Source organism: Nostoc sp. NZL, assembly GCF_015714705.1.
Lineage (GTDB): Bacteria > Cyanobacteriota > Cyanobacteriia > Cyanobacteriales > Nostocaceae > Nostoc > Nostoc foliaceum_A.
The window spans coordinates 66,952-93,601 of the sequence record NZ_WBKL01000167.1 but is presented as its reverse complement, the minus strand read 5'-3'; the positions used below and the strand labels follow the sequence as shown (position 1 = coordinate 93,601).

Annotated in this window: 25 protein-coding genes, 15 tRNA genes and 1 pseudogene; 12 read left to right on the top strand and 29 right to left on the bottom strand. The window is 43.1% G+C overall.

Annotation, left to right across the window (positions count from 1 at the left end; translation table 11 throughout):
• Positions 1 to 163: 163 nt before the first annotated feature.
• Positions 164 to 1,054: a hypothetical protein gene (locus F8R90_RS24770; RefSeq protein ID WP_230966785.1), complete on the top strand. Its 891-nt coding sequence runs from the start codon at positions 164 to 166 to the stop codon at positions 1,052 to 1,054.
• A 77-nt stretch (positions 1,055 to 1,131) separates the two neighbouring features.
• Here the strand turns inward: F8R90_RS24770 and F8R90_RS24765 are convergent, their stop codons facing one another.
• The 4 genes from F8R90_RS24765 to pds form a co-directional block, all read right to left on the bottom strand.
• Complete coding sequence (locus tag F8R90_RS24765; RefSeq protein ID WP_196512876.1) at positions 1,132 to 2,454, bottom strand: ABC transporter substrate-binding protein; 1,323 nt, start codon at positions 2,452 to 2,454, stop codon at positions 1,132 to 1,134.
• A 179-nt stretch (positions 2,455 to 2,633) separates the two neighbouring features.
• Positions 2,634 to 2,725 (bottom strand) — tRNA-Ser (locus tag F8R90_RS24760).
• A gap of 84 nt (positions 2,726 to 2,809) precedes the next feature.
• The gene (crtB, locus tag F8R90_RS24755) at positions 2,810 to 3,742 is read right to left on the bottom strand and encodes a 15-cis-phytoene synthase CrtB (protein WP_190891065.1); all 933 of its coding nucleotides are present in this window, start codon (positions 3,740 to 3,742) and stop codon (positions 2,810 to 2,812) included.
• A complete protein-coding gene (pds, locus tag F8R90_RS24750) occupies positions 3,726 to 5,165 on the bottom strand; it encodes a 15-cis-phytoene desaturase (protein WP_196512875.1) in 1,440 nt (479 codons plus the stop codon). The genes crtB and pds overlap by 17 nt, the downstream gene beginning before the upstream one ends.
• Positions 5,166 to 5,194: 29 nt before the next feature.
• On the opposite strand from pds, the gene F8R90_RS24745 reads away from it, so the two are divergent.
• The 3 genes from F8R90_RS24745 (at position 5,195) to nagZ (ending at position 7,010) form a co-directional block, all read left to right on the top strand.
• A complete protein-coding gene (locus tag F8R90_RS24745; RefSeq protein ID WP_196512874.1) occupies positions 5,195 to 5,398 on the top strand; it encodes a hypothetical protein in 204 nt (67 codons plus the stop codon).
• A 254-nt stretch (positions 5,399 to 5,652) separates the two neighbouring features.
• On the top strand, positions 5,653 to 5,775 hold the full coding sequence (locus tag F8R90_RS33555; protein ID WP_269141794.1) for a hypothetical protein: 123 nt from the start codon (positions 5,653 to 5,655) through the stop codon (positions 5,773 to 5,775).
• A gap of 146 nt (positions 5,776 to 5,921) precedes the next feature.
• Positions 5,922 to 7,010, top strand: coding sequence for a beta-N-acetylhexosaminidase (gene nagZ / locus F8R90_RS24740; protein WP_196512873.1), 1,089 nt, complete (start codon positions 5,922 to 5,924; stop codon positions 7,008 to 7,010).
• A gap of 1 nt (position 7,011) precedes the next feature.
• On the opposite strand, the gene F8R90_RS24735 is transcribed toward nagZ, so the two are convergent.
• The 13 genes from F8R90_RS24735 to F8R90_RS24675 form a co-directional block, all read right to left on the bottom strand.
• Positions 7,012 to 7,082 (bottom strand) — tRNA-OTHER (locus tag F8R90_RS24735).
• 388 nt (positions 7,083 to 7,470) lie between these two features.
• Positions 7,471 to 7,544 (bottom strand) — tRNA-Ala (locus F8R90_RS24730).
• A gap of 92 nt (positions 7,545 to 7,636) precedes the next feature.
• A tRNA-Gln gene (locus F8R90_RS24725) sits at positions 7,637 to 7,700 on the bottom strand.
• A gap of 11 nt (positions 7,701 to 7,711) precedes the next feature.
• Positions 7,712 to 7,786 (bottom strand) — tRNA-Asn (locus tag F8R90_RS24720).
• Between the two features lie 7 nt (positions 7,787 to 7,793).
• A tRNA-OTHER gene (locus F8R90_RS24715) sits at positions 7,794 to 7,891 on the bottom strand.
• Positions 7,892 to 7,971: 80 nt separating this feature from the next.
• Positions 7,972 to 8,046, bottom strand: a tRNA-Arg gene (locus tag F8R90_RS24710).
• Positions 8,047 to 8,050: 4 nt separating this feature from the next.
• A tRNA-Ser gene (locus tag F8R90_RS24705) sits at positions 8,051 to 8,139 on the bottom strand.
• 143 nt (positions 8,140 to 8,282) lie between these two features.
• Positions 8,283 to 8,353: transfer RNA gene (locus F8R90_RS24700), tRNA-Glu, on the bottom strand.
• 56 nt (positions 8,354 to 8,409) lie between these two features.
• A tRNA-Trp gene (locus tag F8R90_RS24695) sits at positions 8,410 to 8,481 on the bottom strand.
• A gap of 3 nt (positions 8,482 to 8,484) precedes the next feature.
• Positions 8,485 to 8,557 (bottom strand) — tRNA-Met (locus tag F8R90_RS24690).
• Between the two features lie 10 nt (positions 8,558 to 8,567).
• Positions 8,568 to 8,640 (bottom strand) — tRNA-Cys (locus F8R90_RS24685).
• A 3-nt stretch (positions 8,641 to 8,643) separates the two neighbouring features.
• Positions 8,644 to 8,720: transfer RNA gene (locus F8R90_RS24680), tRNA-Glu, on the bottom strand.
• A gap of 4 nt (positions 8,721 to 8,724) precedes the next feature.
• Positions 8,725 to 8,817, bottom strand: a tRNA-Asp gene (locus tag F8R90_RS24675).
• Between the two features lie 97 nt (positions 8,818 to 8,914).
• Between F8R90_RS24675 and F8R90_RS24670 the strand changes: the two genes are divergently transcribed.
• The 3 genes and pseudogenes from F8R90_RS24670 to F8R90_RS33550 all read left to right on the top strand — a co-directional run bounded on the left by F8R90_RS24670 (position 8,915) and on the right by F8R90_RS33550 (position 10,257).
• Positions 8,915 to 9,376: a helix-turn-helix domain-containing protein gene (locus F8R90_RS24670; RefSeq protein ID WP_196512872.1), complete on the top strand. Its 462-nt coding sequence runs from the start codon at positions 8,915 to 8,917 to the stop codon at positions 9,374 to 9,376.
• Positions 9,377 to 9,406: 30 nt separating this feature from the next.
• A pseudogene (locus F8R90_RS33125) lies at positions 9,407 to 9,976 on the top strand (IS630 family transposase).
• 149 nt (positions 9,977 to 10,125) lie between these two features.
• Positions 10,126 to 10,257 carry a hypothetical protein gene (locus F8R90_RS33550; RefSeq protein ID WP_269141793.1) on the top strand — a complete coding sequence of 44 codons (132 nt, stop codon included), beginning with the start codon at positions 10,126 to 10,128 and terminating at the stop codon, positions 10,255 to 10,257.
• A gap of 643 nt (positions 10,258 to 10,900) precedes the next feature.
• On the opposite strand, the gene F8R90_RS24655 is transcribed toward F8R90_RS33550, so the two are convergent.
• The 3 genes from F8R90_RS24655 to F8R90_RS24645 form a co-directional block, all read right to left on the bottom strand.
• A complete protein-coding gene (locus tag F8R90_RS24655; protein ID WP_196512870.1) occupies positions 10,901 to 11,293 on the bottom strand; it encodes an alr0857 family protein in 393 nt (130 codons plus the stop codon).
• Positions 11,294 to 11,309: 16 nt separating this feature from the next.
• Positions 11,310 to 11,846 (bottom strand): HNH endonuclease, encoded by a 537-nt coding sequence (locus F8R90_RS24650; RefSeq protein ID WP_442946759.1) that lies wholly within the window; start codon positions 11,844 to 11,846, stop codon positions 11,310 to 11,312.
• 84 nt (positions 11,847 to 11,930) lie between these two features.
• On the bottom strand, positions 11,931 to 12,182 hold the full coding sequence (locus F8R90_RS24645) for a hypothetical protein (RefSeq protein ID WP_196512869.1): 252 nt from the start codon (positions 12,180 to 12,182) through the stop codon (positions 11,931 to 11,933).
• A gap of 71 nt (positions 12,183 to 12,253) precedes the next feature.
• On the opposite strand from F8R90_RS24645, the gene F8R90_RS24640 reads away from it, so the two are divergent.
• From F8R90_RS24640 to F8R90_RS24630, 3 genes are all read left to right on the top strand, one after another.
• The gene (locus F8R90_RS24640; protein ID WP_190891054.1) at positions 12,254 to 12,589 is read left to right on the top strand and encodes a hypothetical protein; all 336 of its coding nucleotides are present in this window, start codon (positions 12,254 to 12,256) and stop codon (positions 12,587 to 12,589) included.
• 515 nt (positions 12,590 to 13,104) lie between these two features.
• Entirely contained in the window at positions 13,105 to 15,123 is a 2,019-nt protein-coding gene (locus tag F8R90_RS24635; protein WP_230966783.1) for a GAF domain-containing sensor histidine kinase, read from the top strand.
• A gap of 8 nt (positions 15,124 to 15,131) precedes the next feature.
• Complete coding sequence (locus tag F8R90_RS24630; RefSeq protein ID WP_196512867.1) at positions 15,132 to 15,740, top strand: SRPBCC family protein; 609 nt, start codon at positions 15,132 to 15,134, stop codon at positions 15,738 to 15,740.
• Between the two features lie 90 nt (positions 15,741 to 15,830).
• On the opposite strand, the gene F8R90_RS24625 is transcribed toward F8R90_RS24630, so the two are convergent.
• Positions 15,831 to 15,903: transfer RNA gene (locus F8R90_RS24625), tRNA-Glu, on the bottom strand.
• A 329-nt stretch (positions 15,904 to 16,232) separates the two neighbouring features.
• Here F8R90_RS24625 and F8R90_RS24620 point away from each other — a divergent pair.
• Complete coding sequence (locus F8R90_RS24620) at positions 16,233 to 18,152, top strand: cation:proton antiporter (protein WP_196512866.1); 1,920 nt, start codon at positions 16,233 to 16,235, stop codon at positions 18,150 to 18,152.
• A 43-nt stretch (positions 18,153 to 18,195) separates the two neighbouring features.
• On the opposite strand, the gene F8R90_RS24615 is transcribed toward F8R90_RS24620, so the two are convergent.
• Positions 18,196 to 18,855, bottom strand: coding sequence for a cytochrome b N-terminal domain-containing protein (locus F8R90_RS24615; protein ID WP_196512865.1), 660 nt, complete (start codon positions 18,853 to 18,855; stop codon positions 18,196 to 18,198).
• A gap of 361 nt (positions 18,856 to 19,216) precedes the next feature.
• The gene (locus F8R90_RS24610; protein WP_196512864.1) at positions 19,217 to 19,912 is read right to left on the bottom strand and encodes an esterase/lipase family protein; all 696 of its coding nucleotides are present in this window, start codon (positions 19,910 to 19,912) and stop codon (positions 19,217 to 19,219) included.
• 620 nt (positions 19,913 to 20,532) lie between these two features.
• On the opposite strand from F8R90_RS24610, the gene F8R90_RS24605 reads away from it, so the two are divergent.
• Entirely contained in the window at positions 20,533 to 22,167 is a 1,635-nt protein-coding gene (locus tag F8R90_RS24605) for a hypothetical protein (protein WP_196512863.1), read from the top strand.
• Between the two features lie 285 nt (positions 22,168 to 22,452).
• Here F8R90_RS24605 and petJ read toward each other — a convergent pair whose 3' ends face one another.
• The 6 genes from petJ to F8R90_RS24575 all read right to left on the bottom strand — a co-directional run bounded on the left by petJ (position 22,453) and on the right by F8R90_RS24575 (position 26,604).
• Entirely contained in the window at positions 22,453 to 22,797 is a 345-nt protein-coding gene (petJ, locus tag F8R90_RS24600; RefSeq protein ID WP_190891037.1) for a cytochrome c6 PetJ, read from the bottom strand.
• A gap of 243 nt (positions 22,798 to 23,040) precedes the next feature.
• Positions 23,041 to 23,460: a plastocyanin gene (gene petE, locus F8R90_RS24595; protein ID WP_190891035.1), complete on the bottom strand. Its 420-nt coding sequence runs from the start codon at positions 23,458 to 23,460 to the stop codon at positions 23,041 to 23,043.
• 400 nt (positions 23,461 to 23,860) lie between these two features.
• Positions 23,861 to 24,352 carry a photosystem II cytochrome c-550 gene (psbV, locus tag F8R90_RS24590; RefSeq protein WP_196512862.1) on the bottom strand — a complete coding sequence of 164 codons (492 nt, stop codon included), beginning with the start codon at positions 24,350 to 24,352 and terminating at the stop codon, positions 23,861 to 23,863.
• A 132-nt stretch (positions 24,353 to 24,484) separates the two neighbouring features.
• On the bottom strand, positions 24,485 to 24,700 hold the full coding sequence (locus F8R90_RS24585; protein ID WP_190891030.1) for a hypothetical protein: 216 nt from the start codon (positions 24,698 to 24,700) through the stop codon (positions 24,485 to 24,487).
• 162 nt (positions 24,701 to 24,862) lie between these two features.
• Positions 24,863 to 25,699: a carbohydrate ABC transporter permease gene (locus F8R90_RS24580; protein WP_196512861.1), complete on the bottom strand. Its 837-nt coding sequence runs from the start codon at positions 25,697 to 25,699 to the stop codon at positions 24,863 to 24,865.
• Positions 25,696 to 26,604: a carbohydrate ABC transporter permease gene (locus F8R90_RS24575; RefSeq protein WP_196512860.1), complete on the bottom strand. Its 909-nt coding sequence runs from the start codon at positions 26,602 to 26,604 to the stop codon at positions 25,696 to 25,698. Before F8R90_RS24575 ends, F8R90_RS24580 begins: the two co-directional genes overlap by 4 nt.
• Between the last annotated feature and the right edge of the window lie 46 nt (positions 26,605 to 26,650).

The following is a 26,650-nucleotide window of genomic DNA, read 5'->3' as shown; positions in this document are numbered from 1 at the left end:
TGCTGAAAGCCAATATAATTTTTGTCATCTGTCAAATTCCAGATATTTAGGATATGATATTTAATTTTTTGCTAGTAAATATTAACTAGATACCAGCAAAGTCAAAATGGAAAAACCGATTTTTTGGTGTTAAATTTTGAGTATTGCGCGATTTCGTTGATTTATGTCAACAAAAACCTTTATTTCTCGCGGCAATATTGTTTTAGGAGTGAACGTGAATACTATTTTTCTTAAAGGTGTTTTTTGGTTACCAAGTATAGCTGCTCTCACAGTCCTGAGTAGTGGCTTATCTGCAAGTGCCCAGACAGTGGACAAGGTGAGCAGTCAGGCATTAACCGACCCTTCCACAACCGTAGCGTCTCCCAACGAGTTTAGTACAGAACTAGACACTGCAAGTCAAAATTTCTCTACAGAAACAACTGAAACACTTACAGTAACAAATTTAACTAGTGTACAGCAGCTGCCCAACGCTGCGATACAGGAAAACGCTAGTGTAACGCTTACACCCATTCCAGGTACAGTGGCAACCTCATCTGCGACGCTCACCTCTGAGTTTGTAGAACCGACTTCTCAAACTACTGCTCAACCATCTGCTACCAAGGTAGCGCAATCGGATATTGATTTAGGTAGAACTACTGCTGGTGGCAGCAGTTATATTGGCGTTGCTGCTAACATTGGTTTGAGTGGTGGAGACTCATCTTTGGGCGATGGTAATTTCGCGGTAGTCAGCAAAATCGGACTGACAAATTCTATATCTGTGCGACCCTCAGCCGTATTTGGGGACAACACCACAGTTTTACTTCCTATCACCTACGATTTTACTTTCCAATCAGCAGATGCTTTTAGCGAACCATTACCAATTGCACCTTACGTCGGAGTAGGTGCAGCTTACAAAACTGGTGATGATTCGCAATTTGCCTTTTTAGTATCTGGCGGCATTGATGTGCCTCTAACTCCTCAATTCACAGCAACGGCCGCTGTGAATGCCGGCTTTTTCAATGAAACTGATATAGGCTTGTTGTTAGGAGTTGGTTACAACTTTAGTGGGTTTTAAGAGTTAGGAGTTATGAATTAGAAGTTAGGAGTTAGGAGTTATTAAGATTAAATTCATAACTCACAACTCCTAACTTTCTATTTAGGGGTAACTTTGTCAATTACCTTGATTTGGCCATCGTCTCCTACCGTCCATACATCATATACACCAACAACATCACCGTTAGCATCAACATCTACGTTGCCGCTGGCACCTTGGTAGTTGATATCTTGACCCTCTTTAAGCAACTTTAGCCCCTCGCAGACATCGGTAACTTCTGTGCCAGGCCCATTAGCAACTTCACGAATTTTGCTGGCTACGCCAACGCCTGTATTTTCCTTAGCAGCTTGCGCTGCCAACGTCAATAAGGCAGCCGCATCCCAAGCTTGAGGAGCATATTCCCCTGGCGCACCACCCTTTTTATCTTTCCATAGCTTGTTGAAAGCTTCTAGTGCTTTACCATCGGAACCGGGTACTGTACCGATCGCACCAGTTAAAATATATTTACCATCACTGCCTTTGCCAACTTGTTCTGGGAAAGTGGGTGATTTTACTCCATCTGTAAGCAGAATCTGCACTCCCTTAGCTACACCTTGCTGATAGGCGGCTTTCAAGAACAGACTGCCAGTTTCAGCGTACAGTACAGCCAGGACTGCATCTGGCTTCCCAGCAAAAGCAGCAGCCGCTTCTGTATCAAATGTCTGGGCTTTCGGGTCGTAGCGGACAGGCTTATCTTTATTAACGATGGTTCCACCCAATTTTTCAAAAGTTTGCACAAATGCTTTTTCAAAGCCTACGCCATAATCGTTATTAATCACGACTGTAGAAATTCGTTTGAAACCTTTTTTATTGGCAAGTTGGGCTAATGCTAGTGCTTGGTAGGTATCGGGGGGAGCGGTACGCGCCCAAAAACCTTTAAAGTCGCCTTTTTGGGACTTTTCGGTAAACACAGGACTGGTACTCCCTGGGGAAACCAGCATAACTTTATTCGGCGTTGCAATGGAGACTGCTGCACTAGAAACGCTACTGGCAAAAGAACCAACGACACCTGCAACTTTATCTAAAGTTGCTAGTTTGGTCATACCGGCAGCACCAGCTTTGGGGTCGGTTTGGTCGTCTACTTGCACCAAGTTCACTGGTTCGCCATTCACCCCACCGCAAGCATTGACTGTATCGACGAGTAAAGGGACAGAACCTAGCATCTGTTGTCCCACAGAAGCCAAGTCGCCTGTTGTTGGTAGCAGGGAACCAATTTTTAGCCCTTTACCAGTGCTTGTAGTAGTTGAGTTTGCCGCTGGGGTAGCAGTACTTCCGTTGGTAGCTGTGCTATTGGGGGCACTGGGATCACCACAAGCCCCAACTAGGAACCCAGTTGCTAGGGTAGCTATACTGAAGGTTAAGGCAGCGCTAATTTTTCTCATAAGTATATTTCACTCCTCAGATATCTAGGAGCCTAAAAGTAAGATTCAAACTTAGCTGGATCTTATCAGGACTCCAAATGATAAATCATATCATCCATCTTTGGGAGTAGAAATATTTACCACTACACTAGTATTAGTGTTATACACAGTATATGCTCTGTGTATTAAAAGCTGTAAAACGGAGAGGGAGGGATTCGAACCCTCGGTACGGAGTTGCCTGCCGTACAACAGATTAGCAATCTGCCGCTTTCGACCACTCAGCCACCTCTCCATGACTCACGAATATCAATGTTACCAGACTTGCTTTTAAGAGTCAATAGTCATTTGTCTTCGGTAACGACAAATGACTAATTTCTCAAAGGACTTGCGATCGCATCCAAGCTAAGGGCAAAGTGCGTAACTTTTTCCACTGGGGAACGTAAGCGCGCTGACTGAACACATCATAATCGTTGCGTTCAATCACCTCCAAAATCTGACCGTACAGCATTGATGCTGCCCATACAGGCCAACGGGCGTCGGATGCTAAATAAGTAATTCCCTGATCGGATGTGCTATAGAATTGGCGGGCCCGATCGATTTGAAAGCGCATCAGCGCCCGCCAACGATCATCTACCACACCTTTGAAGAAGTCTTGCTCGGTGTAGTTGAATTTTTCCAAGTCCTCAAGGGGAATGTAGATCCGCCCCCGTTTGGCATCTTCTCCCACATCCCGCAGGATGTTAGTGAGTTGATTGGCAATTCCCAGAGCGATCGCTTCTTCTGTGGGAAGATATGGTTGTTTGTTCTGATGCCACGGAGCGGTGTATATGGTGCTATCCACACCCATGACTTCTGTTGACATTAAGCCAACAGTGCCAGCAACGCGGTAACAGTAGAGGTATAAGTCCTCAAAGGTTTCATAACGACTGCGATATAAGTCCATACGTTGACCGGCAATCATATCCCGAAAGGGCTGAATGTCCATCGGAAAGCGCTGGAGGGTATCAACTAAAGCGACATCGTAATTTTCTAATGGGCGTCCCGCAAAAATCGATTCCAGCTGCTGTTCCCATAGGTCTAGGGTTTCTGGCGTGGTAATAGCAGATGCGGGCCCATCCACCAATTCATCTGTACGGCGACACCAAGCATAAATTGACCAAATAGATTGACGTTTTACCGGACTCATGAGCAAAGTACCCAGGTAAAAAGTCTTGGCATACTTTGCTGTGAGATCCCGACAAAGTTTGTAGGACTCGTCTACAGAGACCAGCGTTTTCATGCGCGGGGGGGAATCAGGCAGTTGCAGCATTCGTTGCGGGCGGTCGGGTGAGCGTTTGCAGGTTTGAGGAATTTGCTACCGGGAGAGCCTCAGAAATTGCCTGCGCTGTCAGCTTACCAGAAAGTACGGCACCTTCCATACTGCCTAAGTAGCGTTGCATGGTATAACTTCCGGCGAGATAGAAGTTGGCAATGGGCGTAACTTGTGCGGGACGGTACTGTTGACGACCAGGGGTCGCTTTGTAAACTGAACGCGGCGTTTTCACCACATGAGATTTCAGCAATGTTGCTGGATTGTCTCCCCCAAAGTGGTCGGGGAAAAGTTTTTCTAACTCGGCAATCGTTGCAGCCACAATCTCCTCATCAGATTTGGCAATCCAATCTTTTGCCGGAGCTAGAACTAATTCCAGCATTGAGCGATTGGGGTTGGCGTATTCACGGCAGGTATTGCTCATATCAGCATAAACGCTTAGGAGGGGCGATCGCGAAAAAAGCAAGTGATCAATTTCTGTAAGTTTCCGGTCAAACCACAAATGCAGGTTAATCACTGGTACTCCTTCCAAACCTTCTAGCTTCTGGAAAAACTCCATTTGCTTCCAAGATTTAGGCAACATGACCTTTAAAGGATCAACTGACATGGCAGATACATAGGCATCAGCCGTAAAAACTTCATCTTCTGCACCATTTAACCCTCGAATCAAGTATGCTTTCACCGTGCCATCGGCGTTGAGCAAAATCTCTTTTAAGGGGGCATTCAATCGCACTTCTCCACCGCGTTCTGTGATGTAATCTACGATCGGGCTGCATAGACGTTCTGTGGGAGAACCATCCAAAAATGCAATTTTGGAGCCATATCGTTCTTGCAGAAAGCGATTCAGTGCAGTTAACAAAATCGTTGCCGAAACTTCATCAGGGTTGATAAAGGTGAGGGCTTTACATGCGGCGATAAAAACGTCACTAGTTACCCGCTCGTCAACACCTTGCCTTTTCAACCACTCTAAGAAGCTGTACTTGTCCATGTCTTCAACATACTTTTGACCCCGAACCACTGCTGGAAGTAGGCCAACTGCAAATCGAATCTTCTGCTCCCAAGTCAACATGTCTTTGTTGCGAAGAATCGATGCAATAACGTTGAAAGGTGATGGAATATCTGGAACATCAAAACGTGAGAGTGTCCCAGGCTTGTCTGGTTGATTGAAAATCAGTGTATGCTCTTTCCACTGGAGTCTGTCTTCAATGCCCAACTCTTTGAGCAATTGGAGCATATTAGGATATGCCCCAAAGAAGGCGTGTAACCCGGTTTCGTACCAGTCGCCGTCAGAGTCTTTCCACGCCGCAACCAGCCCACCCAATACGTCCCGGCTTTCCAAGACAATGGGAGTGTGACCTGCGTCCGTGAGATATTTCGCGCAGGAAAGTCCTGCTAGACCAGCACCCGCGATCGCTACTCGCATTTAACCTTAATGCCCTTCAATATTTCTTAATGGTTTTGTTGATTCTCATTATACGTTGCAAACCGTTACATTTGGCAGTCATTGTGCGATCGCTTCCCCAAAAAACTTTTACCAAAGGGAATTTTACCTACGCGCACCTACCCAACATAATTGCCAACACCATTGTTGCTAATAGGTTTTGGCGAACATTTTATCTAGATTTATGGGTAAGAAATTTAGGGAAACAAAAGTAATTCCTTTGACTGGAAATAGCTAATCCTAAATATTGTCTTAAAGTAGTTGATTTCTTTGCTAAGTCGTATATTTACTCTGAGGAAATATTTAGGGTATTAGTTGAAGACTGCTAGTTAATTTAAGATATATTTCCCTACAGTGAATACATCAATAAAGTAAAAATTAAGACCACCTATGCTTTAATTTAAGTATTTTGACTGTTAAGTAGTTAGTATATATTAGCAACAATTCTGAGTCATTATGGAGTTGTTTGATGGCGCAACAGAGCAAATATCTATTGAAACAGCAGAATGCTTTTGTGGGAAAACTAATCTCTAGTAGCACCAGTAATTATGCTGAATATTTTGGCTTAATTATCTTAGGTCGCAGCCTCTAAAAGATATTCCCATACTCGGCATGGAAACTAGAATAAAAACCTCTGTTTGAAAGCTCGCCACTCTCCATAAGGATGTAGGATAAAGGTTTATGTCCTCTAGGTTGAACAACTCTGTTGTTTACCGCACAACTTATAGGTAAAAGATTATGAGTGTATCGCAGGAGCTAAGGCGCTTTGGACATCACCTGATTCTAGGTATTTCCGGCACTACATTAAGCGATGATGATAAACGTGCACTCAATGAATTGAGACCGATCGGGGTGATCTTTTTTGCGAAGAACTTTTTGGATGGTACCCCATATCAAGTTTGGCTGGAAAGCTTTAAAGATTTGACCAGTCAAATACGAAAATATACTGAACGTGATTTAATGTTTATGACTCTGGATCATGAAGGAGGTCGTGTCATTCGCACACCACAGCCGATTACGCGGTTTCCTCATGCGTTATTGCTGCGATCGCACGCCCGTGAAGTAGCAAAAGCCACAGCATTAGAGCTAAAATCACTGGGAATCAATTTATCTTGGGCACCTATAGCAGATATTTTTTCGTATCCCCACAATCCCATTATTGGGCCTCGTGCCTTTGGTAACACTCCCGAAACTGCTACTCAAGGTGCCCGTGACTACTACCTTGGACTTCAAGAGTCAGGAATTTTGGGATGTGCCAAACACTTCCCCGGACATGGAGACACTAGCAAGGACTCTCACATTGAGCTACCAATACTGAATTTAACTCTAGAAGACCTGCGAATTCGAGAACTTATACCTTTTAGAGCTTTAATCGAAGTACAGATTCCTTTAATCATGACTGCCCATATTTTATTTCCCAGGATAGATGCTGATGTACCAGCAACCCTTTCCCAAACTATCCTCAAAACCATACTTAGAAGGGAACTTGGCTTTGAGGGAGTAGTTGTATCTGACGACTTGGATATGAAAGCTATCTCAGATATGTTTATTAAAGCTGGTACTGTGGCGCGGTCATTTCATGCAGGCTGCGACTTGTTTATTGTCTCGCGCAACATTAATTCATCATCAATTGAAAGAACTTATCAGATTGCTGAAGATTTTGTTGATTCTCTAACCAAGGGTAGCTTAGACGAATCATTAGTGGAAGCAGCCAGAGAAAGAATCGATAAACTACTGGCAGTAACACCGCAATATCCCGTACATGCTTTGGATAAAGATATATTATTGCAACATGCTGAACTAGCGATCGCTAGTTGCTATTCATAAATGGGTGGTATAGGGGTCGAACCTATTTCTGCGGGTTAAGAGCTATGTGCACAGCCGGTATGCCAACCACCCTAGTTAATTTGAAAAAGAAATGAGCAAGTGCGATCGTATTAACATCGCAAGCTTTTTTATACAACGCTAAATATAAATCCACCAGGGAGGTACTGCCCCTCCTATTTCTGTGTTATCAGCACAGCGCCTCGCTTTTCGGCTTCAGGTGGAAAAGAGGAAGATGGAGGAATCGTAGCTTGCTTCCCGTAGGGTACCCCTACAGTTTGCTGTACCTGGTTTTCAAGACCAGTTGCCGTCCATACTCTTCGAGAAGGCTATCGCCTACAGCGGCATCTTCCATTCAAGGGTGCCTGACGGGACTTGTTCGCGTAAGCGTTCCCGAAGGGTACCCGCTATGACTGGTTCCACAAACCAGCGCCTCGACCACTTTGGCTTCAGACACCATCAGTGGAACCAATGGGACTTGAACCCATAACCTCCTGCTTGCAAGGCAGGCGCTCTAGCCATTTGAGCTATGACCCCATATTTATTTGGTGGATACTGGTCGGAATTGAACCCACGCACTGAGTACGCCATACTCAGATGCTAGCGATTACATCACACCCGCATCAAGCTGGTAACAGGAATTGAACCTGCAACCTCATCGTTCAGAGCAATGCGACTTACCAATTCGTCCACCCGGCAATGAATGGCTGCCTCAGTAGGACTCGAACCTACAACCGCGCGGTTAACAGCCGCTTGCTCTACCATTGAGCTATGAGGCAACGAAAGCCCCCCAGGTCGGAATCGAACCGACGACCTCCTGTTCTTGTCTTTCAGACACGCTACGCGAACAAACAGGCGCTAACTACCAACTGAGCTACTAGGGGATAGAAGGAGAGATGGGTATTACCCTATGAACTGGTTTAATTCAACTCGAATCAGCCACTCCACCATCTCTCTGATACAACGAGAGCGGAGGGAATCGAACCCTCAAGTCTTCAGTTTCGTAGACTGAGATGTTATCCAGTTACACCACACTCTCAAAACGGAGAGAACAGGATTTGAACCTGCGACGGATATTAAAACCCGCTTCCTCTTAGCAGGAGGATGCTTTCAGCCACTCAGCCACCTCTCCATAGTGGGTCGAGCAGGATTTGTAGCTTGCTTCCCATTCGGGGAGCGTCCCGTTGGCGCAAGAAGGAAGGGTACCTGCGTGCAAAAAAGAACAGTTTTACAGACTGTCGCCTTCAGCCAAACTCGGCCACCGACCCATAATTATTCCCTCGACGAGAATTGAACTCGCATCTGTGCTTTGAAAGAACACTGACTTAACCATTCGTCCATGAGGGCATAATTGACCGAATTGTAGATTTTGGATTAAAAAATTTAATCCAAAATTGTCTGACACAGGGACTAGGATTTGAACCTAGAACATCGGATTTGGAGTCACGAGGTGTTGCCGTTACACTATCCCTGCATTTGGTGGCAGCGGCGGGATTTGCAACCCGCACCAGGGTATGAACCTGGGGCTTTGCTGGTTAAGCTACGCTGCGATCGCACCAGAGGCTGAGGTGAGATTTGAACTCACGATATCGGTTTTGCAGACCGACGCCTTCGACCACTTAGCTACTCAGCCATTTGGGAGTCCTGACGAGATTCGCACTCGCAATCTTCAGCTTGAGAGGCTGATGGCTTAAACTATTCGCCTACAGGACTACAACCAGGGTGACGGGATTTGTAGCTTGCTTCCCGCAGGGTACCCGCAACATTTCCGCAGACAACGGAACGCTCTAGCCAATTGAGCTACACCCCGATTTTTTGAATCTGTGCTTAAACTTTTAGGTTTTTATACCATTTTTATATGAAGGTGCATATAATAGGGAAAACAAGAACAAGAAATTAAAATAGCAATGAGCCGCCCATTTAAGATGGAAATAGCAGAGAGTGAAGAAGAACTCAAAAAACGTCTTCAAACAGCCAATTTGGTAAATCAGAAAGAAAAATTACAGATGCTGTGGTGGATAAAAAGCGGTCAGATAAAGGAACAGCAAGAAATTGGAAACCGCTTGGCAAGAGATACTTCAACAATCACTAGATGGCTACAGAAGTATAGAACAGGTGGTCTATCTAGTTTATTGAAAATAAAGAAAGCCCCAGGTGCAAAACGAAAAATTCATCCAGGAGCGATCGCGGCACTGGAGTCAGAGTTAAAAACAGGTAAAGGGTTTGCGAGTTATGGTGCCATCGTAGAGTGGTTAAAACTCGAACAGGGGCTGGAGGTTGAATATGCAACAGTGTATGCGTTAGTTCGATATAAATTAGGGGCAAAACTCAAAGTACCACGTCCTCAAAGCCACAAGCACTGGCGTTAAGTTGGTATCTGAGTTTAAAAAAAACTCGGTATGATTCTGAATTGTCATGAAGTTCATCTAGCGCAAGGAAAATGCGTTCATTACTTGTGTCAGGATGAAACAAGAGTAGGATTAAAAACTCTGACAGGAAAAGTAATTACGGCTTCTGGAGTCAAGCCAACTGTATCGGTTAAATGGGAACGAGAAAATTTTTGGATTTATGGTGCAATTGAACCATTAACAGGAAAATATTTCCAGCAAGAATATTCTAAACTCAACGGGAACTATTTTCAACAATTTATAGATTGGCTATCTCAGCAATTAGGCTCAAATTATGCAATTTTACAAATTGATCAAGCACCTGCTCATGTAAGTTGTGCAATTAATTAGCCTGAAAATATTATACCCCTACTTCAACCACCTCATTCCCCTGAGCTTAATCCAATTGAAAGGCTTTGGCAGTTTCTCAAAAAATCTCTCAAAAATGAACTTTTTTCTTCTTTGCAAGATTTACGCACTCGCATACAACAATTGTTCGAGCAATTAACATTTGAGCAAGTAATATCTATCTCCTCTTATAACTTTATTTTAGAAGCTCTTTTCTATGCAGCTTCATATTAAATTGGTATTAGACACAAAATTTTGGTGAACTTGCCCATTTCTTATTTAGTTTTCAAGGTTCAGAAAATTTACTTTCTACTTTTAGAAACTGTTAGGAAAACAACCGAAACTCTAGGTAGCAAGCCTGTTATGTATTACGGATGTATTCAATGGTTTTGATGATTGCAAACTTAGAAATTTTTTCGTTTATTGCCTTTACTGCCGATGATTTACAAGTAAAAGCAGCTTTTTTGATTGGGGACTCTGGTTTATTCCAACGCCTGTCCTTTAGTTTTATGTAGAACATAACTTTGACTCTTGGGAAGCTTGTTTTCCGTCTCACTACATTTATACTACAAAACACTACAAGAGGTGTCAAGGGGTTTCAGAAAATTTTTTTGAAATTGTCTAAAAAAGTTGCTGTACTTAGGTTTGAACTTAATTAACCACTCTGAAAAGTAAAACTACAGTTATTCTTGGGTGAATATTTAAAAGCCTGATGTGACAGACAACTCCCTCAAGCGACAACAGATAATTAGTTTTGTCGCGATCGCCACTATGATTACAGCTTGTAGTATTGCTCCAGACACTTCCCCACAATTGGGTTGAACTAGCCAATAAGCAAAATCTATACTGCACATGCACAAGTTCAAGATCATCCAGCAAAAGGGCAAATTAATTCGCCAGTCGTAAACCCTACCTTTACAGCCCCAGCTAAATTTCAAGGAAAAATGGTTGTATTAATGATGGTCCCTACCCAAAGACAATCTTAGTAAATGCTAGATATCCTGAAGCCAAATGATGTTAATGCGACATTTCTTTGGGTAGGAAAAGTTTTGCCACAAATCATCAGCAAACTCAAATGCTACCGATTTGTGACAATTCCCAAACTCTTAAAAATGAGACAATAAAGGGTGAGGAATTCTACTCACCCGACTATTTCGTTTATTCGCTCAATACAGAAGTACTGCTCTCTTGAGCTTCTTGCCAAAGTTTGTGCAAAAAGAACTCAGCGCGATCGCTCATAGTGGTAACGAACACACCGACAGCATCCTTAGAACTATCTAATAGCCAAGAACCCCACAGGGTGACTTCTATATATTCGGCATCGCAGGCACAAAGGGCAATGATTCCTCTGTCATCTCTTTTTACCTCAGCCTTAAGCACTTCTACCCCTGGCAAATCAACAGGAAGCAAAAAGGAAGCGGTACTGGGTTCAATGCATAAACTTTGCCCAACTCGCAGGGCTAAAATTACTCGCTGCGCTACCCATTCTTCTAGCGACAGAGTGACACATTCCAAATAAAAGCTGCTTTCAGTGTAAGTTAATTTCAGCATTCCTTATGCTCTCCTGTTATTCCAGGCTTCCTTGCATATCTATCCAAAACTGTTCGGCAAAAGCAATCGCGGGGTGGATTGGTGCTTTTGGTTTGGTACGCAGTTGCATAACAACTTCAAACAAGGTGCGGTCACCTTTACGGGAGTTACATTTCTCACAAGCTGTGACTACGTTATCCCAAGTGTGAGAACCGCCTCTTGATCGCGGCATCACATGATCTAGCGTTAGATGTTTGCCGCTACCGCAATATTGGCAACTGTGATGGTCTCGTCGTAACACTTCCCGCCGATTGACTGGCGGAACTTTCCACATCCGCTCATTAGAAGTAACTGTTAAGCGAATGTGTTTTGGCACATCAATTACCAAACTGGGTGAGTGAACTCGCCATCCGCTTTCTGTGGTAAAACCCAGCGGTTGAGCTTTGTCTGTTACTAACAGCACAATCGCCCGCTTGATATCGATCCGACACAGTGGCAAGTAATTTTGAGAAAACACCACCACAGATTGCTCTAACACTTGCATTGCGTTCGCGCCGCGCATGGAAGATATCATCACAGCTTCACTCCTTATAAAAAAACCCCCGCTTCAAGTTTTTGGTGAAGCGGGGGTTAGAATTGACCGGAAAACTTTCTGGTCTTATATCGGTACAGTATTCCTTTGCCTGTACCCCCCGCTTTGTTGATCTAGTTCTGGTTTTGCAATCAGCACACTAATGCTGAGATGTCTAAAATCATAATTACCCTCTGTGATTTGCCCATGATTCCGGCTACCATCGCCCATAAATAAATACTCCACTTCCATAGCAGCTGATTCCCAACCGGCTCGGCAATTGGTAGCGCACAAAATTGAAGTAGAGATGGGGTAAATGGATTTCACAGAAAATTTCACCTATTGAAGATTGCTTTAAACATACTACACTTGTATTACTATCTTGTCTATACCTTTAAGGAGAAATAGTGATGCATACGATCGCTCGCACCCCAACTACCGATATGGAAGTCACCAGCATCCGCCTAGAGCGGGAACTCAAAGATAAGCTTAAAGAAATAGCTGGCAATCAAGGATATCAAGCTTTGATCCGAGATATCCTTTGGAATTATGTCCAGCAAAAATCAGGTGAATGGAAGCCTAGATTTTCGCGAACCGACATTCGAGCTAGTATTGCTGCCACAGCTCAGCAAGAAGAACGCTGTGTACTCACAGGTCAACTAATTCAACCCCAAGAAGCGATGTTATTAGGATTGACGAGGAATGGCGATATGGTTCCTCTGAGTGTCGAGAGTTTGGCTGGATAGTCTTATATTCAGGCAATGCAGCTCAGTTATTTTTACTAAATAATTGGGCTGCATTCAGAATTTAGCTTTATTTCCTCCAATAAGTAAAACCTATTGTTAAGAACTAAATTAAAAGCAAAATCTTACAAAAATTTTAAAATAGATTCAGTGTTATTACGGTTATAGCTGGGGGATTTTGCTTAGATTCCAGAGAAATTACGGTTTATGTATACTTACAGACAGGATATTCTAAGTCAAAGTAAATTAATTATCTCAATATAAAGAAGATAAAGCAGCCACAAATAATCAGGCTGGGGCATTTTAGAATATCCTAAGTATCTCATTACCTATGTAGCAATTTGCTTAAATAGCGGGAACTTGGCCATCTGCCATAGAAAAGGGCTATAACAGGTGAGAGAAAGTATTCATAAAAAAATTGTCAATTATCAAGGTGTAGCAACACAACTAACGGGGAATAATATGCCAAGAGGTTGGGTGCAAAAACAATGGGGTTATTATCCAAGGGCGTGCCAAGAATGAAAAAGCCTTTATGGTCGTCGCCACAGTACGTAGATGATATAGATCGACTACAACCTTACCAAGTCAAGCTGATGCAGCATCAGGAAGAAACTGCCCACCAGTTGGTACAAAAAATTAACCAAATCATTGCCAATAGCTCGGCGACGGCATTGATGCTGCAAGATATTGCCCAATTGCTAGGAGTTGTCTTTCAAGTAGATTGTTGCTGCTTGGTTTCAGTAATGGGTGAGACATCCGACGAAGCGACTACTACTAATTGGTGTGCTGATGAGTATCTAGGGTTGCCACATCCAGAAGAGATGTTTTCAATGGAACAGTTGCTTATGCACTCACCAGTGTTGCAATGTGCTGCTGAACCATTAACTATTGAAGATATTTCCATCATTCAAAATAGTCTGGTAATTGGCTGTCAGTATTTGCCACTACCGATAAAAGCCGTTTTGGCAATTCCCACCCGATTTGCTGGCAATAATAATGGGGTGATTAATCTGATTAAATTCCAACCCTATGATTGGAGTGAATCAGAAAAACAACTGCTCAAAGATGTGGAGTCGGCTTGTGCGATCGCTTTTTCTCGCCTAGCACAAGCTCAACTAATTACTCATCAACAACAGTATCTGCAAAAGAACAATCAGTATCAAAGCTTGATCAAGCAATTAACTATACTGAGTCGCAGTAATTTGGAGCTTAATCAAATGCTCCAGTTAGTTATAGCCTCTACTGCTGAATCTCTACAGGCAGATCGGGGTTTGCTTATACTACTAAAATATACAGATCCACTCTTTAGGACTCAAGCCAAAAAGCAAATTCCTAAAGCGAAAGCTAGAGTAAGCGGTGAATGGACTAAGGCAACACAGATTTCCCACACTACTAAACCAGATAGCTTAGATCAGTCTTTCTTGCTTTCGGAATGTGGTTTATGTCAGCGTGCCTTCATGGATACTGGAAAACCAGTAATCTTCGATGACTATAAAGATCAAAATGATACCTCGTCAGCTGCTCCATTATTTGCAGTAGAGGAATTGCCTGCGGTATTATTAGTGCCATTAGAGAGTCAAGGTAAAATCTTAGGATTCTTGGTGCTACAGCAAGCTGTCACTCGCAATTGGCAAGCAGCAGAAATAAATCTTGTGGAAATGGTTTGTGCTCAAGTAAGTAACGCCATAATTCAGTCACAGACATTACGCCAAGTCCAAACTTTGGTAGATGAGCGGACAGCGAAACTCCAAAGCAGTCTGGAACTCCAGGCAAAATTGCATGAAAGAACCCGGCAGTATGTTGAGCAGCTACGGAAACTCAATGAACTCAAAGATGAATTTTTGAGTAATATGAGCGATCGCTTGCGCTATCCTTTGACAAACATGTTAATGTCAATTCGGAACTTACGTTTGCCAGGAATAGCACCAGAGCGTCAGGCTAGATACATAGATATCCTAGAGCAGGAATGTACAAAGGAAATTAACTTGATTAATGACTTGTTGACACTCCAGAAACTAGAGTCGCCTCACGAAGCCCCACAACTAGAATCTATAGATTTAAATACTAGAATCCAGGATATAGCAGCATCCTTCGAGAAAAAACTCGCCGAGAAGGGATTAAAGATTTCTGTAGATTTACCACAGGAGTCGCTAAAACTGCAAACTGAACTAGAGAGTTTTGACCGCATTCTCCAAGAACTGTTAACTAATGCCTGTAAATACTCAGAGCATGATACCATCGTCCATTTGGAAGCTGCTCACAGAGTTGATCAACAAATTGATCAAGTTATCATAAAGGTGACGAATACAGGACGTGCCATCTCTCAAGAAGAAGCGACTTACATCTTTGACAAGTTCCGTCGCGGAAAAGGGCGCTGGACTCCAGGGACTGGCTTGGGACTTGCTCTAGTCAAGTCTTTAGTGCAGCATCTGAATGGAGCGATCGCAGTTGAGAGTCTTCAAATCTCGGATTCTCAACAAAGCGAAATTTGCTTCACCTTGACTCTGCCCCAATTTTCTGACGAAAGCAAACCATAATTCTGAAAGTGACTAAAGAACAAAACACAACAGAGAACCCTGATTTCCAGTCTCCTAGTGATGACATTAACCTCGAAGGGGATTTGACTGCTGATGCAGCCGCTTTGGCAGCTAACATAGAAGTTCAAATTGAGAAAATAGCAGAGCGAAAGCGACAAATCAGTGCCAAAGTCCAAATTTCCCAACCAGTGGAACAAATCTGGAAGGTTCTGACAGATTATGAAGCCTTGCCTGACTTTCTTCCCAATCTTGCCAAGAGTCGTCTAATCGAACATCCCAATGGTGGAATTAGACTTGAGCAAGTAGGCTCCCAGCGCTTACTGAATTTCAACTTTTGTGCGCGGGTAGTTCTGGATTTGGAAGAATGCTTCCCCAAAGAAATTAATTTCCGCATGGTAGAAGGAGATTTTAAAGGCTTTTCTGGTAGCTGGTGCTTAGAGCCTTATTCTCTCGGTGAGTATGTAGGAACAAATCTTTGCTACACAATTCAAGTTTGGCCTAAACTCACTATGCCAGTGGGAATCATTGAAAATCGCCTGAGCAAAGACCTGCGGTTAAATCTTCTGGCTATTCACCAACGTGTAGAAAAGCTAGCCAGCAATGAACCTTATGTATAGTAAAAGTGTCATTCAGGTTTTTTCCTGAATGACACTTTTACTTAGTAAATTTATAGCAAGAAATAATCCTGCTTTTTTATTGTTTTTAAGTACCCCCAGGGGAATTCGAATCCCCGTTACCTCCGTGAAAGGGAGGTGTCCTAGGCCTCTAGACGATGGGGGCATCGGACTCAGACCTTTTATAAGTTAACCAATTTCCTTGCCTTTGTCAACAGGTTTTGCCAAAAAAAGTTTGTGACAGCTAAACTGGGTGGAGGCGAAAGCTTGAATGAGGATACAAAGAGACATGGAGACACAAAAAGAATTCTGTAGACGCTTCTGCGGGAAGCCGCAGGGTGCGTCAGCGTCCGGCGCTGGGGATTTAAAAAGATGTCCAGATAGAAAAAACGCTAAATTCAGCAATGGACAAAGGGTATGATGTTGTACCGTGTAAAGTTAATGTTTACGGTTTTTTATAAAAGATTTTGAAATAAATCGCTCAAAATCTACAACATGGAAGCATCTTTTGAAATTACCCTACAGATGGCGATCGCCGTCCTTGCAGGCATTAGCGCCCAAGTGCTGGCTGCATATTTTCGGATACCCAGCATCGTTTTGTTATTGCTGTTAGGCATCCTCTTTGGCTCTGATGGCATCGGGCTGTTGCATCCCCATTTGCTAGGTACTGGACTAGAAGTTATTGTCGCCCTAGCAACGGCAATCATTTTGTTTGAAGGCGGACTTAACTTGGATTTACGTGAGTTAGGTAGAGTTTCAGTCAGCCTACAATTGCTCGTCACTCTAGGAACGCTGATCACACTGCTTGGTGGGAGTATGGCAGCCCACTGGCTGGGTGAATTTCCCTGGAATATAGCTTTTCTCTATGCTTCTATAGTTGTGGTTACAGGCCCAACGGTGGTTGGGCCTTTGCTTAAACAAATCAATGTAGATCGGCAAGTAGCAACACTCTTGGAAGGAGAAGGGGTTTTAATTGACCCTGTAGGAGCTATCCTCGCCTTCGTTGTCCTCGATACCATTTTGAACGGCGATGCTGATCCGATTAATGCGATCGTCGGTTTACTCATGCGCCTGGGTGTTGGTGCGGCAATTGGTGGTGCTGGCGGTTATCTGATGAGTTTGATTTTCAAACGCGCCAGTTTTCTGTCATTTGAGCTAAAAAACTTAGTGGTGTTGGCAATACTTTGGAGCTTGTTTACCTTATCGCAAATGATCCGCAGTGAATCGGGAGTAATGACAACAGTAGTTGCAGGAGCAGTCTTTGCTAACTCCTCAGTCCCTGAAGAACGTCTGTTAAGGAGTTTTAAAGGTCAGCTGACAATTCTCAGTGTCTCGGTGCTATTCATCTTATTAGCTGCTGATTTATCCATTGCCAGTGTGTTTGCTTTGGGTTGGGGTAGTTTATTCACTGTTTTGGTACTAATGTTTGTCGTTCGCCCGATTAATATCCTCTTGTGTACGTGGAACAGTGACTTAAACTGGCGACAGAAACTATTTTTAAGCTGGGTTGCTCCTAGAGGAATTGTTGCCGCCTCCGTAGCTTCTTTTTTTGCAATTTCGCTGACCCAACGTGGCATTAACGGCGGTGATTCCATTAAAGCTTTAGTCTTCCTCACAATTATTATGACTGTTGTCTGCCAAGGACTAACAGCTGGTTGGGTTGCTAAATTGCTGCAAATCACCTCCAAAGACGTAACTGGGGCAGTGATTGTGGGTTGTAATCCCTTGAGTCTTTTGATTGCCCGGTTCTTTCAAGAACGAGAAGAAAACGTGGTCATGATTGATACTGACCCCCAATGTCTTGTTCAAGCTGAGGCGCAAAATCTGCGGGTGATTGCCAGCAGTGCGCTGGATGCTGCTGTTTTGGAAGAGGCAGGACTTGCCTCTATGGGTACTTTTTTGGCTATGACAAGTAATGGCGAGGTGAATTTTGTTTTGGCTCAAAGGGCAGCTGAGGAATTTAAGCCGCCGCGCGTCTTAGCTGTTTTCCCACGCGATCCGCAAGCGAATATTTCGGCTAGTAATAAAGTTAATCAAGCTTTTATCCCAGACTTAGCGATTAAAACTTGGAATGAATATTTGAATGATGGAAGAGTCAAGTTGGGGACAACTACGCTAAATGAGTTTGAGTTTTCCACTCAATGCGATCGCATCCAAGAAAAGATTCGGACTGGGGTATTGATACCACTATTGGTAGAGCGAGAAGAACGCTTACAGGTAATGCCAGCTAACCAAGAGTGGGAAGTTGGCGATCGCATTATTTACCTGTTGCATGACCCCAGACCTAGCCTTTTAAAACGCTTATCTGGTGCTACCCAATCCACTCCCCTCTCTCTAGAAAAGTTACCGGAGGTTGAAGACCTATCCCTCGCCCAATTGTCTCAATTTTCCGCTAGTGAGGCTCCTGGGGGATGAGCGGGATGAGGGCAGGGGAAAATTCTTAACTTTTGACTCTTTATTATCCTTGGGAAGGAATAAACTTGCCTTCTGGTGGTTGTTGCAAATTATCAATTTCTGGTCTTGGCGCTTCTTGATACATTTCCCATTCCTGCCACAGTAAAGCAGATAAATGAACTATGGCAAGAATTAGTGTCGCCACGGAAATTAAATAACTGTGTATTGTGTAAAGATGTTCGACAGTAACTGTATTAATCGCTCCACCCCCAGTCAGGATGTCGCGCAGTTGTCCACCAATCAAAGGAATGGCTTCGATGGTTCCTAGTTCAATGTTAAAACGCCAGTATCCTTCCTGAGTCCAATCTAGGATCATCGCTGTCCAATTCAGCCCGATCGCACTTAAGGTCAACAAAATCCCACTAATCCAAGCAGCCAGCCAACTCTTGCGAAATTGCCGACCTAAAAACATCACCACAATTTGAATGAGAGCGATCGCAATTATCGCGTTACCAGAAATATCATGCGCTCTCCAAAACAACCAGCCATATGGCAGTTGTGTATTAATCATCTTCAATGAGTTATAAGCTCCGCCTGCTGTCGGTTCATAGTAAAAAGACAGCAAAACTCCGGTAGAGATATAAATTAAGCACAGAGTCAGAATCACGACCGATAATATCGTCGCTACTCGTCGCAAAATCCTATCGAACTGGGTGCTTTGCATAGCTCACCCCTCCTGTTCTTAACTAGGTATTTATTACAGTTACAATTTTAGCTAAGAAATATTAATAAATGTTGCATTACCCAAATAAAATATATAGTTTCCACTCAGATACGGTACAAGATTATATTGCTAGGTGTAGAGGCACGGCACTGCCCATACGGGTGTACCTCACGTAAACTAGAACCGCTATAGTTTTTTAAATCGGATATATTACACCATTTGCGATGAGCTAACTAGCCCGCCTCAGACTTAAGTCTGAGCCTAATAGCCTCAACCGTTTACTAGTCGTCTTTAGACGACTTTAGCTATTAGCTTAGTAATTCATTGCTAGGCGATTGTTAAAAATAGCGCAAGTTAGCAGTTAAATCAAATATTGCACCCAAGCTTTTAAGGGTTCTGGTGAACCATACCAAATCCCAGGACTTCTCGGAGAATGCTTCACACCTTCAATCACCAGATTTTCTGCGCCTTCTAAGTGAGCAGCTTCAATGGGCGTGATTCCATCTCCCCAAGTGTTGCCCTTACCACAAGTTAATTGGTAACTACTGTAAGCTAACCAACTACCAGGCCGCCTTTGCCCAAAGATAGTTTTGCCAGCTACACAAACGTAACGAACGTTTTTGTAAAAAGCTCCTGGGTAGTTATTGGTCACAAAATCTAGATTGGAGCGAGTCCAGCGTTCTTGACTAATATGGGGTGTACCCAAGGTTATGAGAGTAGCAATCAAGGGATACGCTTTCCAGAGGGATGGTTTAACGTTACCTCTTGCCAAATAAGGCTTTTCTCCCATGTAGATACGGGATATCCAACCTCCCGCTGAGTGACCAATCAAGTTAACTTGAGTAGCATTATGTTGCAGCAATGTATGCTTGATCGTAAGATCGAGTTGTTGCAGAATTGACGTTATAGGTCTTCCTCCAATAGTGGGTAGCCAGTCACGCCGTCGCAGTGGTACTGTAACCGTTGGAAAATCTAACTCTTGTAGGGATTGTTCTAGTTGGCGGTAAGCGATCGCGCTTTCTAGATATCCAGGTACAATAACTGTCGGTAACGGCATTTTAAATTTTGGTTGCAATGATTTAGGGTTTGAACTTTTTTGGCGAAGAAGTAGTCAGAAGTTAAAAGTTAAAATTGCGATCGCATGACTGACTACTTTTATAAAAACCCAAATAGCTTTAGCGGGGTTTAAGGCTAGAATGTCAATAAAATTGTACAATTTGCAACAGTTTTAAGGACTGCTAATGTGGTAGTATTTTCACATAGGGGCTAGTCTAGTACAAGCAAGTGTGCCATCTGTTACAGAAGCGTAGTTGACTGAAAAACAGTAGAAGAAACAAGGCAACTTCAGCAGATGTTGTGATGCGATCAGACTGGTGTGTTCACCGAAACTTTAGAAATATCCCAGATATTAATTTTAGTTGTGTGCGTCATAACAATAAGAAATCAAAAGTAGTAATTTTTCAAATATCTCTTTGAGTAAGCTCAAATTTAGAACACATGATACAGCGTCATTGATCAATTAAATACTGGAATAAATGGCAATTTTGGCGTTTTAATTGCCAGGATATGAAGTTATTATTTCCTTAGAGGGACGCATATATTGCAATATCTTGCAATATAGTCAAAAAGAGAAAATCGCTAGTCAACTACAACTGAGCCGAGTGAACGATAACAGCTATGTCTTACGTCTCCTTGTTTAAAAATATACCAGAAATCTTAAGCCAGCCAATTGGGATAGCAGCTATAGCTTCTCTTGGCATTCACGGTGCGATCGCGATGATTGTGCCATTGATGCCTATGGATTCTAGCAAACCCAGAGATACAGAATCATCCAAAACCGTCGGACTTTTGGAATTGAGCCAAGCCGACCAAAGCCGTTTGCCGCAAAGCACGCCCCAAGTTGGTTTACAACAACTTCCTCCAATAGCGCCACTTTCTGCTCCCAACTTTAGTGCCCAAACTGGATTAGCCCCATTGGCACCACCGCCATCCAGCCAGTTAGTAATGCCTCCATTACCCGCATCATTGAATAACTATCGGGTGTCTTCCTTGCCTACAAGGCAGTCTTTGCGGATGATTCCTAGTGATAATTTGCGATTTGATGCCTCTAAATTTGACAGTTCTAAATTCAATAACAGCGCCAAATTCTCTCCATCAGTTCCTCGTGTGAATGTCACTGACACCAAATACGAGGCACCTAAGCCACTGGCTATAAATAGATTGCCAGAATTGCAGTCGCAGAAAATACCTGATGATATTCTGCAAAATGCCCAACCACCAAATCTATCTGACACTAGCCCCATTACAACAGCACAGGGAAATACGACTCCACAGATGACGCAAGCGGGGAATGATGCGTCTAGAATTGCTCAAAACCCGCTGATAAATTCTTTAAAACAAACTCCAAGGACTGGGGATAGCTTAACCCTAATTAGGGACACCACGCTCAAGACACCCGATTCATCTGTGAAAGGAACTGAACTGGCAATTGCACAGCTAGACTCTTACGCAAACCTGAGAAAAGAAGTCCAGCAACAATACCCCAACGCTGAACAAAAACCAGTCATCCGCCAAACATTACCCACCGATAAACCGAATCTTGAAGGCTCTGTTTTGGGTGTATTAGTGGTAGATCCTGATGGTAAGGTCTTAGATATCAAGTTTCAAGACAAGTTAGTTTCCCGTGAATTGCAATTAGAAGCAAGGGAATACTTTAACAAGCAATCCCCCAAGGGAGATAAACAGATTAGTTCCTATCCATTTAACTTGCGTTTCCAAAACAGCACTAGCAACAGCACTGGGACTACTCAATTATCTGCACCGGGAATCAATAACAATCAGCTTACCCCTTCACCAGCAGCTACTTCTAAACCATTTCCTGAACTGCGAATCAGAAATAACCAGTCCATGCCTTCATCGACAGGTACTCTTAAGCCATTAACTGCACCAGGAGTCAATGGCAATCAGTCTGAGTTATCACCGGCAGCTACTCCCAAACCATTATCTGAACTGCGCATCAGAAATAACCAGCCTGCGTCCTTACCGACAGGTACTCTCAAACCATTAACTGCACCGGGAGTCAATAGCAATCAACCTACGCCCTCACCAGCTGTTACTTCTAAACCATTCTCTGAACTGCAAATCAGAAATAACCAGCTTACGCCTTCATCGACAGCTACTACTCCTGAACCGTTAGTTCTGCCGAGAGTCAATAAGACTCAGCCTACACCCTCTACTGAATCCGATGGAAAATTAGTAGAACGGTTGCGTGAAGTGAAGGAAAATAGACAAAAGTCTAATCCAGAAAAATAATCACCAGCGGGTGATTTTGGATTAAGAACAAGCTAAAAGCTATGAACGATAAAGTTTGTGAATTGATCATTCATCTTTAAAATATCGTTTTTAGCAGTTGACGAACTGGCTATAGTTAGTTCGTCAGATATAACTAAATTTGAAGTTGATTAGAAGATTATACCTAATAAATACACTTAGGTATTTCCAACAACAAAATTCTCCAATCTTGTGAGGTGGGTGTCTAACCCGCCTTTAATTGCTGGCGAGACACTTACCCCACAAGAAGTATACGGTACAGCTACTTTACCAGCCTTGTTCTGCATTCTGAAAAACGTAAGCAGCTACCTCCAGAATCTCCTCAGAAGTTAACTTGCTTTTAAAGGCAGGCATGGCATTTTTACCATTTTGCACTTGGTGAATAATCGCCTCGATTGAGTCGCTATTATAATTTTCTAGGTACTTTGATAATGCTTCCTTTTTCAAGGTTTTCTGGCTAATGAGGATATTACCGCCACCTATATGGCAAGAAGCGCAGTTAGCCTCGAAAATTTTAGCACCATTGGATATTTCGGCAGCTAGTGCTGGACTAATGAATGTCAATTTGAATAAAGCGATCGCTAAAAGTAGGATTAATAAAAGTATTCTCAACAGAATTTCCTCGCAACAAGCCTCCAGCAAGAGTATAAACGCGATTAATGCCTGATTAAGTCAAATTTGATCAAAATTGGCGGTAACGAGTTCACCCCTCTATCGTCACAGGTTACTTAGCGTCTTAGGGGAGGATAGGACTCGTTACCGCCATTTATCCATTGTGTGCGTCACTCTAGGAGTGTGGCATGTTGAGATGAGCTAATTTCACTGATAAATCATCTTGTGCCAACGGCAAGGTTTCTAGCCTTCGACAGTGATTGTACCAACCATGCCAGCACCACGGTGGGGTTCGCAGTAGAAGGTGTAGTCACCAGCAGGTGCGTCTGCGGGGAAGGTGGTTGTTTCTTTTTGACCAGCACTCATCAGCAAATTCTTATGAGACAGAGATTTTGCTAAAGCGGCATCCTTGGCAGGGTTTTTGGCAGCATCAAACACAACATTATGGGGAGGAACTTTATTGTTCACCCATTCAATTGTGTCACCTGGTTTAATTGTCAACTTTTTCGGTTCAAATGCCAGCATTCCTTTATCGCTACCCAATTTCACCTTGTAGGTTTCAGCCGAAGCACTGGGAGTAAAAACAGCAAAGCTGCTAACAACTAAAAGGATTGTTAACACAGCTAAACTAAGGCGTCGCAAGCTTGCGGATATCAATTTCATCGCTCTCTCCTAACAAACAATTTTTTTTCCTTTCTCATTTTAAATAAAATCAACGCCAAATATGACAATCTGTCATAGATACATTTTTTTTTTAAGAATGGGGAGCAATTTATTGAGAAAAGCTGTGCAATCAGTAATAAATACTAGACTGCTATAGCCCAAAAAGCCTGTGAATAAAGGTAATCGGTAAAATTATAGATTTTTATTTTTCTTGAGGAATATCTTAATGTTTTAAAAATTTTCCGTGCCCCAACCAGGAACCTGTTGTGCTGCTGCGAAAACGAAAACAGCTAAATTTTGCTGAAAACTAGGCATTGGGGGCTAGGAATTAGGGACTGATTTCTTTCCAATCCCTAATCCCCAGCACCCAGTACCCAATACCCAGTACTAATTCCAGGGTTTAGTAATAGATTTTTCCGCCTCCCCACTTAGTGCCAACGATTTTGGGTTGTAAGAGAATATGACCGGCGATCGCCTCCAAGTCATCATCTGTCAGATTTCGCATTGCTGTGAAAATATCTGCGCTTTTGATACTGGGGTGTATTTCGGAAATCTCTTCTTCCCCGTCGTAAGTAGTGGGATTTTTCAGGTAATCCACTAAGCCTTCAATGTTATTACGGTTGGGTGTTGCCAGTGCCAGATCCTCTGGAGTTAGTCCTACGTTCTGGTTTACCTTGGTAACTCCCCCAGCATGACATTGGGCGCAAGCGTAATTAAATAAGCGTTTACCTTCTTTGACTTGTTTCAGGCTAAGTACGACGGTATCACCTTGAGCATTTAATGGCACTGTTCGGGTAGCTTCGTCCAGTTCCACTGCTGTCGCGCTACCGACAAACAACTGAAACGAGAGTAAAACAGTGGCCATAACAACGCCAATTAGTCTTCTAAACATGTTTCCCCTTAAAAATTTTGACGCTCAACACAGCTAAGAAAGCGGTTCTCAATCTCCAAGCTGCTAATTGCTAATGACTCATTGTTTTTTGTCATTAGCTATCAGTGATTAGCTAAAGCCCAAGATCACCCTTCAGATGACCTCGTTATCACCCACCAAGTCACTAGTACCTTTTGGGCGTGTTTCAGATGATATTTGGGAAATAATTGCCTTTGCATCTTCTAACGCCAAACGGGTCTTTTGGTGTTTGTAGGCGATTCCCAGTTGGTTGCACAGAGAAAACACTTTTTCTACAGGAATGCTGTAGTCGGCTGCTATCTCTGCGATCGATAGGTCTGCAAAACCCATAATGCTTGTTAACTGATAGATAGAGATTGAGTCGCTGTAATACCAATATCACGTTAGGAGTGCAATTTGTTGCCCAAAATACTGTTTGGGGAATGGGAGGGGGAAAGAGGGTAGGGGAAGCAGGGGAAGAATTTTTAACTAATGACTAATGACTAATGACTATTAACCTTTTCCCCCGGTAAAGGTGACGCTTTGAATAAAGTAACGATTAAAAAAGGCGTAAATGCCTAAAGCTGGCAGGGTAAAGACCATAGAAGCCGCCATAATGTAGTTCCAATAGCTGATGTATTGACCTTTGAAGGTGTTCAGCCCCAAAGGGAGGGTAAACATTTCTGGGTCAAATAGGATAACTATAGGCAGTAAAAAATTATTCCAACTCCCCATGAACACAAAAACTGCCTGCGCCGCCAGTGCTGGTTTTGCTAAAGGCAAAACAATATGTCGAAAAATTCCAAAGGTATTTAAGCCATCTAGTTGAGCTGCTTCTTCTAGTTCTTTAGGAAAATTAACGAAAAACTGCCGCATCATAAAGATAAAAGTGGCATTAACCATGCTGGGCACAATCATGCCTTGGTAAGAATTCAGCCAGCCGATCGCTTTCAAAATCAAAAATGTGGGAATTAGGGTGATTTGCGTCGGTACTGCCAGCACAGCTAGGATTAAGAAGAACCAAAAGCCCTTACCCACAAAGCGTAGTCTTGCCAAGGCATAACCAGCCATTGAATTTAACAACAAGTTTAAAAGCGTGACGCTGAAGGCAATCACCACACTGTTGAACAACCAGCGCCAAAACAGCGGTTCTTGGAGAAAGATTTGTCTGTAGTTATCGAAAGTAAAATTCTTGGGGAGAAAATTGGGTTCACCACCAACAATCTCTGTTAGCGGCTTAAATGATGCTGAAAGTGCCCAGAGAAAGGGAATTAGGGTGATGATCGCATAAAGTGTTAGCAAGACGTATAACAAGACTTTGAGCCAGGATAAGCCAGAGATGTTAGTCAAATCCGTTCGCCTCCAAAAAGTCGCTGCTGAATTAAAGTGATGGCAATGATTACTGCTGCTAACAAAAATGCGATCGCAGCTGCATATCCCATTTGTAAATTCCGAAACACAGCTTGGTAAATTAGCAGCACCACAGTTAAGGTAGCGTTGTTTGGCCCGCCAGTACCCCCAGAAAAGATGTAAGACTGGTCAAAAAGTTGAAAAGTCCCAATCACCCCCACTGCTACCACAAAGAAGGTTACAGGCTTCAGCAAGGGAAGAGTAATGTGGATAAATTGCTGCCACCCATTTGCGCCATCGAGTTCCGCCGCTTCATAAAGTGTTTGGGGTATATCTTGCAACGCCGCCAGATAAATCACCATGAAAAATGGCGCGGTTGACCAAATGTTCATGATCATAATGCCTTTGAGCGCAACTGCTGGATCACCCAACCAGTTATAAGTAGGTAGCCCGACAAAAGTGAGGAAATCGTTTAGTAGCCCATCGGTGTTATAAATCCACATGAAGATGAGTGTTAGCACTGCTGAAGAAGTGACTGTCGGCAAAAAATAGAGGATACGCCACCAGTTTTTACCACGAATCCCCGAATTCAGAGTTACGGCCAGAATTAAAGCCAGGATAGTTTGAGTTGGCACAACAATGGCTACATATTCTGCTGTGTTTCTCAAAGCAATCCAAACTCGTTCATCTTCAGCTAATCGTGTGAAGTTCCGAAAACCGATGAATTCGTACTCAATACCGCCAAGAAGTTGAACTTTTTGCAAGGAAAGAAAAACGGCATAGAGAATGGGTAAAACTACGAAAGTCCCCAAAACTAGAATGGTGGGCATCAGAAACATATACCCAGCAAAGTCTTCAGTGATGTTCCACTTGGAGTGACTTCGCCGCCTGTTAATTTCAAACACTATTGAACCTCCATCTAATCCCTCACTAACCCCTCTGTAGCGATCG

Excerpts from the sequence above, each read along its gene's own strand:
- F8R90_RS24770 (WP_230966785.1), top strand. The coding sequence starts at position 164 with ATGTCAACAAAAACCTTTATTTCTCGCGGCAATATTGTTTTAGGAGTG.
- F8R90_RS24765 (WP_196512876.1), bottom strand. The coding sequence starts at position 2,454 with ATGAGAAAAATTAGCGCTGCCTTAACCTTCAGTATAGCTACCCTAGCA.
- crtB (WP_190891065.1), bottom strand. The coding sequence starts at position 3,742 with ATGCTGCAACTGCCTGATTCCCCCCCGCGCATGAAAACGCTGGTCTCT.
- pds (WP_196512875.1), bottom strand. The coding sequence starts at position 5,165 with ATGCGAGTAGCGATCGCGGGTGCTGGTCTAGCAGGACTTTCCTGCGCG.
- F8R90_RS24745 (WP_196512874.1), top strand. The coding sequence starts at position 5,195 with ATGGTTTTGTTGATTCTCATTATACGTTGCAAACCGTTACATTTGGCA.
- F8R90_RS33555 (WP_269141794.1), top strand. The coding sequence starts at position 5,653 with ATGGCGCAACAGAGCAAATATCTATTGAAACAGCAGAATGCTTTTGTG.
- nagZ (WP_196512873.1), top strand. The coding sequence starts at position 5,922 with ATGAGTGTATCGCAGGAGCTAAGGCGCTTTGGACATCACCTGATTCTA.
- F8R90_RS24670 (WP_196512872.1), top strand. The coding sequence starts at position 8,915 with ATGAGCCGCCCATTTAAGATGGAAATAGCAGAGAGTGAAGAAGAACTC.
- F8R90_RS33550 (WP_269141793.1), top strand. The coding sequence starts at position 10,126 with ATGGTTTTGATGATTGCAAACTTAGAAATTTTTTCGTTTATTGCCTTT.
- F8R90_RS24655 (WP_196512870.1), bottom strand. The coding sequence starts at position 11,293 with ATGCTGAAATTAACTTACACTGAAAGCAGCTTTTATTTGGAATGTGTC.
- F8R90_RS24650 (WP_442946759.1), bottom strand. The coding sequence starts at position 11,846 with ATGATATCTTCCATGCGCGGCGCGAACGCAATGCAAGTGTTAGAGCAA.
- F8R90_RS24640 (WP_190891054.1), top strand. The coding sequence starts at position 12,254 with ATGCATACGATCGCTCGCACCCCAACTACCGATATGGAAGTCACCAGC.
- F8R90_RS24635 (WP_230966783.1), top strand. The coding sequence starts at position 13,105 with ATGAAAAAGCCTTTATGGTCGTCGCCACAGTACGTAGATGATATAGAT.
- F8R90_RS24620 (WP_196512866.1), top strand. The coding sequence starts at position 16,233 with ATGGAAGCATCTTTTGAAATTACCCTACAGATGGCGATCGCCGTCCTT.
- F8R90_RS24615 (WP_196512865.1), bottom strand. The coding sequence starts at position 18,855 with ATGCAAAGCACCCAGTTCGATAGGATTTTGCGACGAGTAGCGACGATA.
- F8R90_RS24610 (WP_196512864.1), bottom strand. The coding sequence starts at position 19,912 with ATGCCGTTACCGACAGTTATTGTACCTGGATATCTAGAAAGCGCGATC.
- F8R90_RS24605 (WP_196512863.1), top strand. The coding sequence starts at position 20,533 with ATGTCTTACGTCTCCTTGTTTAAAAATATACCAGAAATCTTAAGCCAG.
- petE (WP_190891035.1), bottom strand. The coding sequence starts at position 23,460 with ATGAAATTGATATCCGCAAGCTTGCGACGCCTTAGTTTAGCTGTGTTA.
- psbV (WP_196512862.1), bottom strand. The coding sequence starts at position 24,352 with ATGTTTAGAAGACTAATTGGCGTTGTTATGGCCACTGTTTTACTCTCG.
- F8R90_RS24585 (WP_190891030.1), bottom strand. The coding sequence starts at position 24,700 with ATGGGTTTTGCAGACCTATCGATCGCAGAGATAGCAGCCGACTACAGC.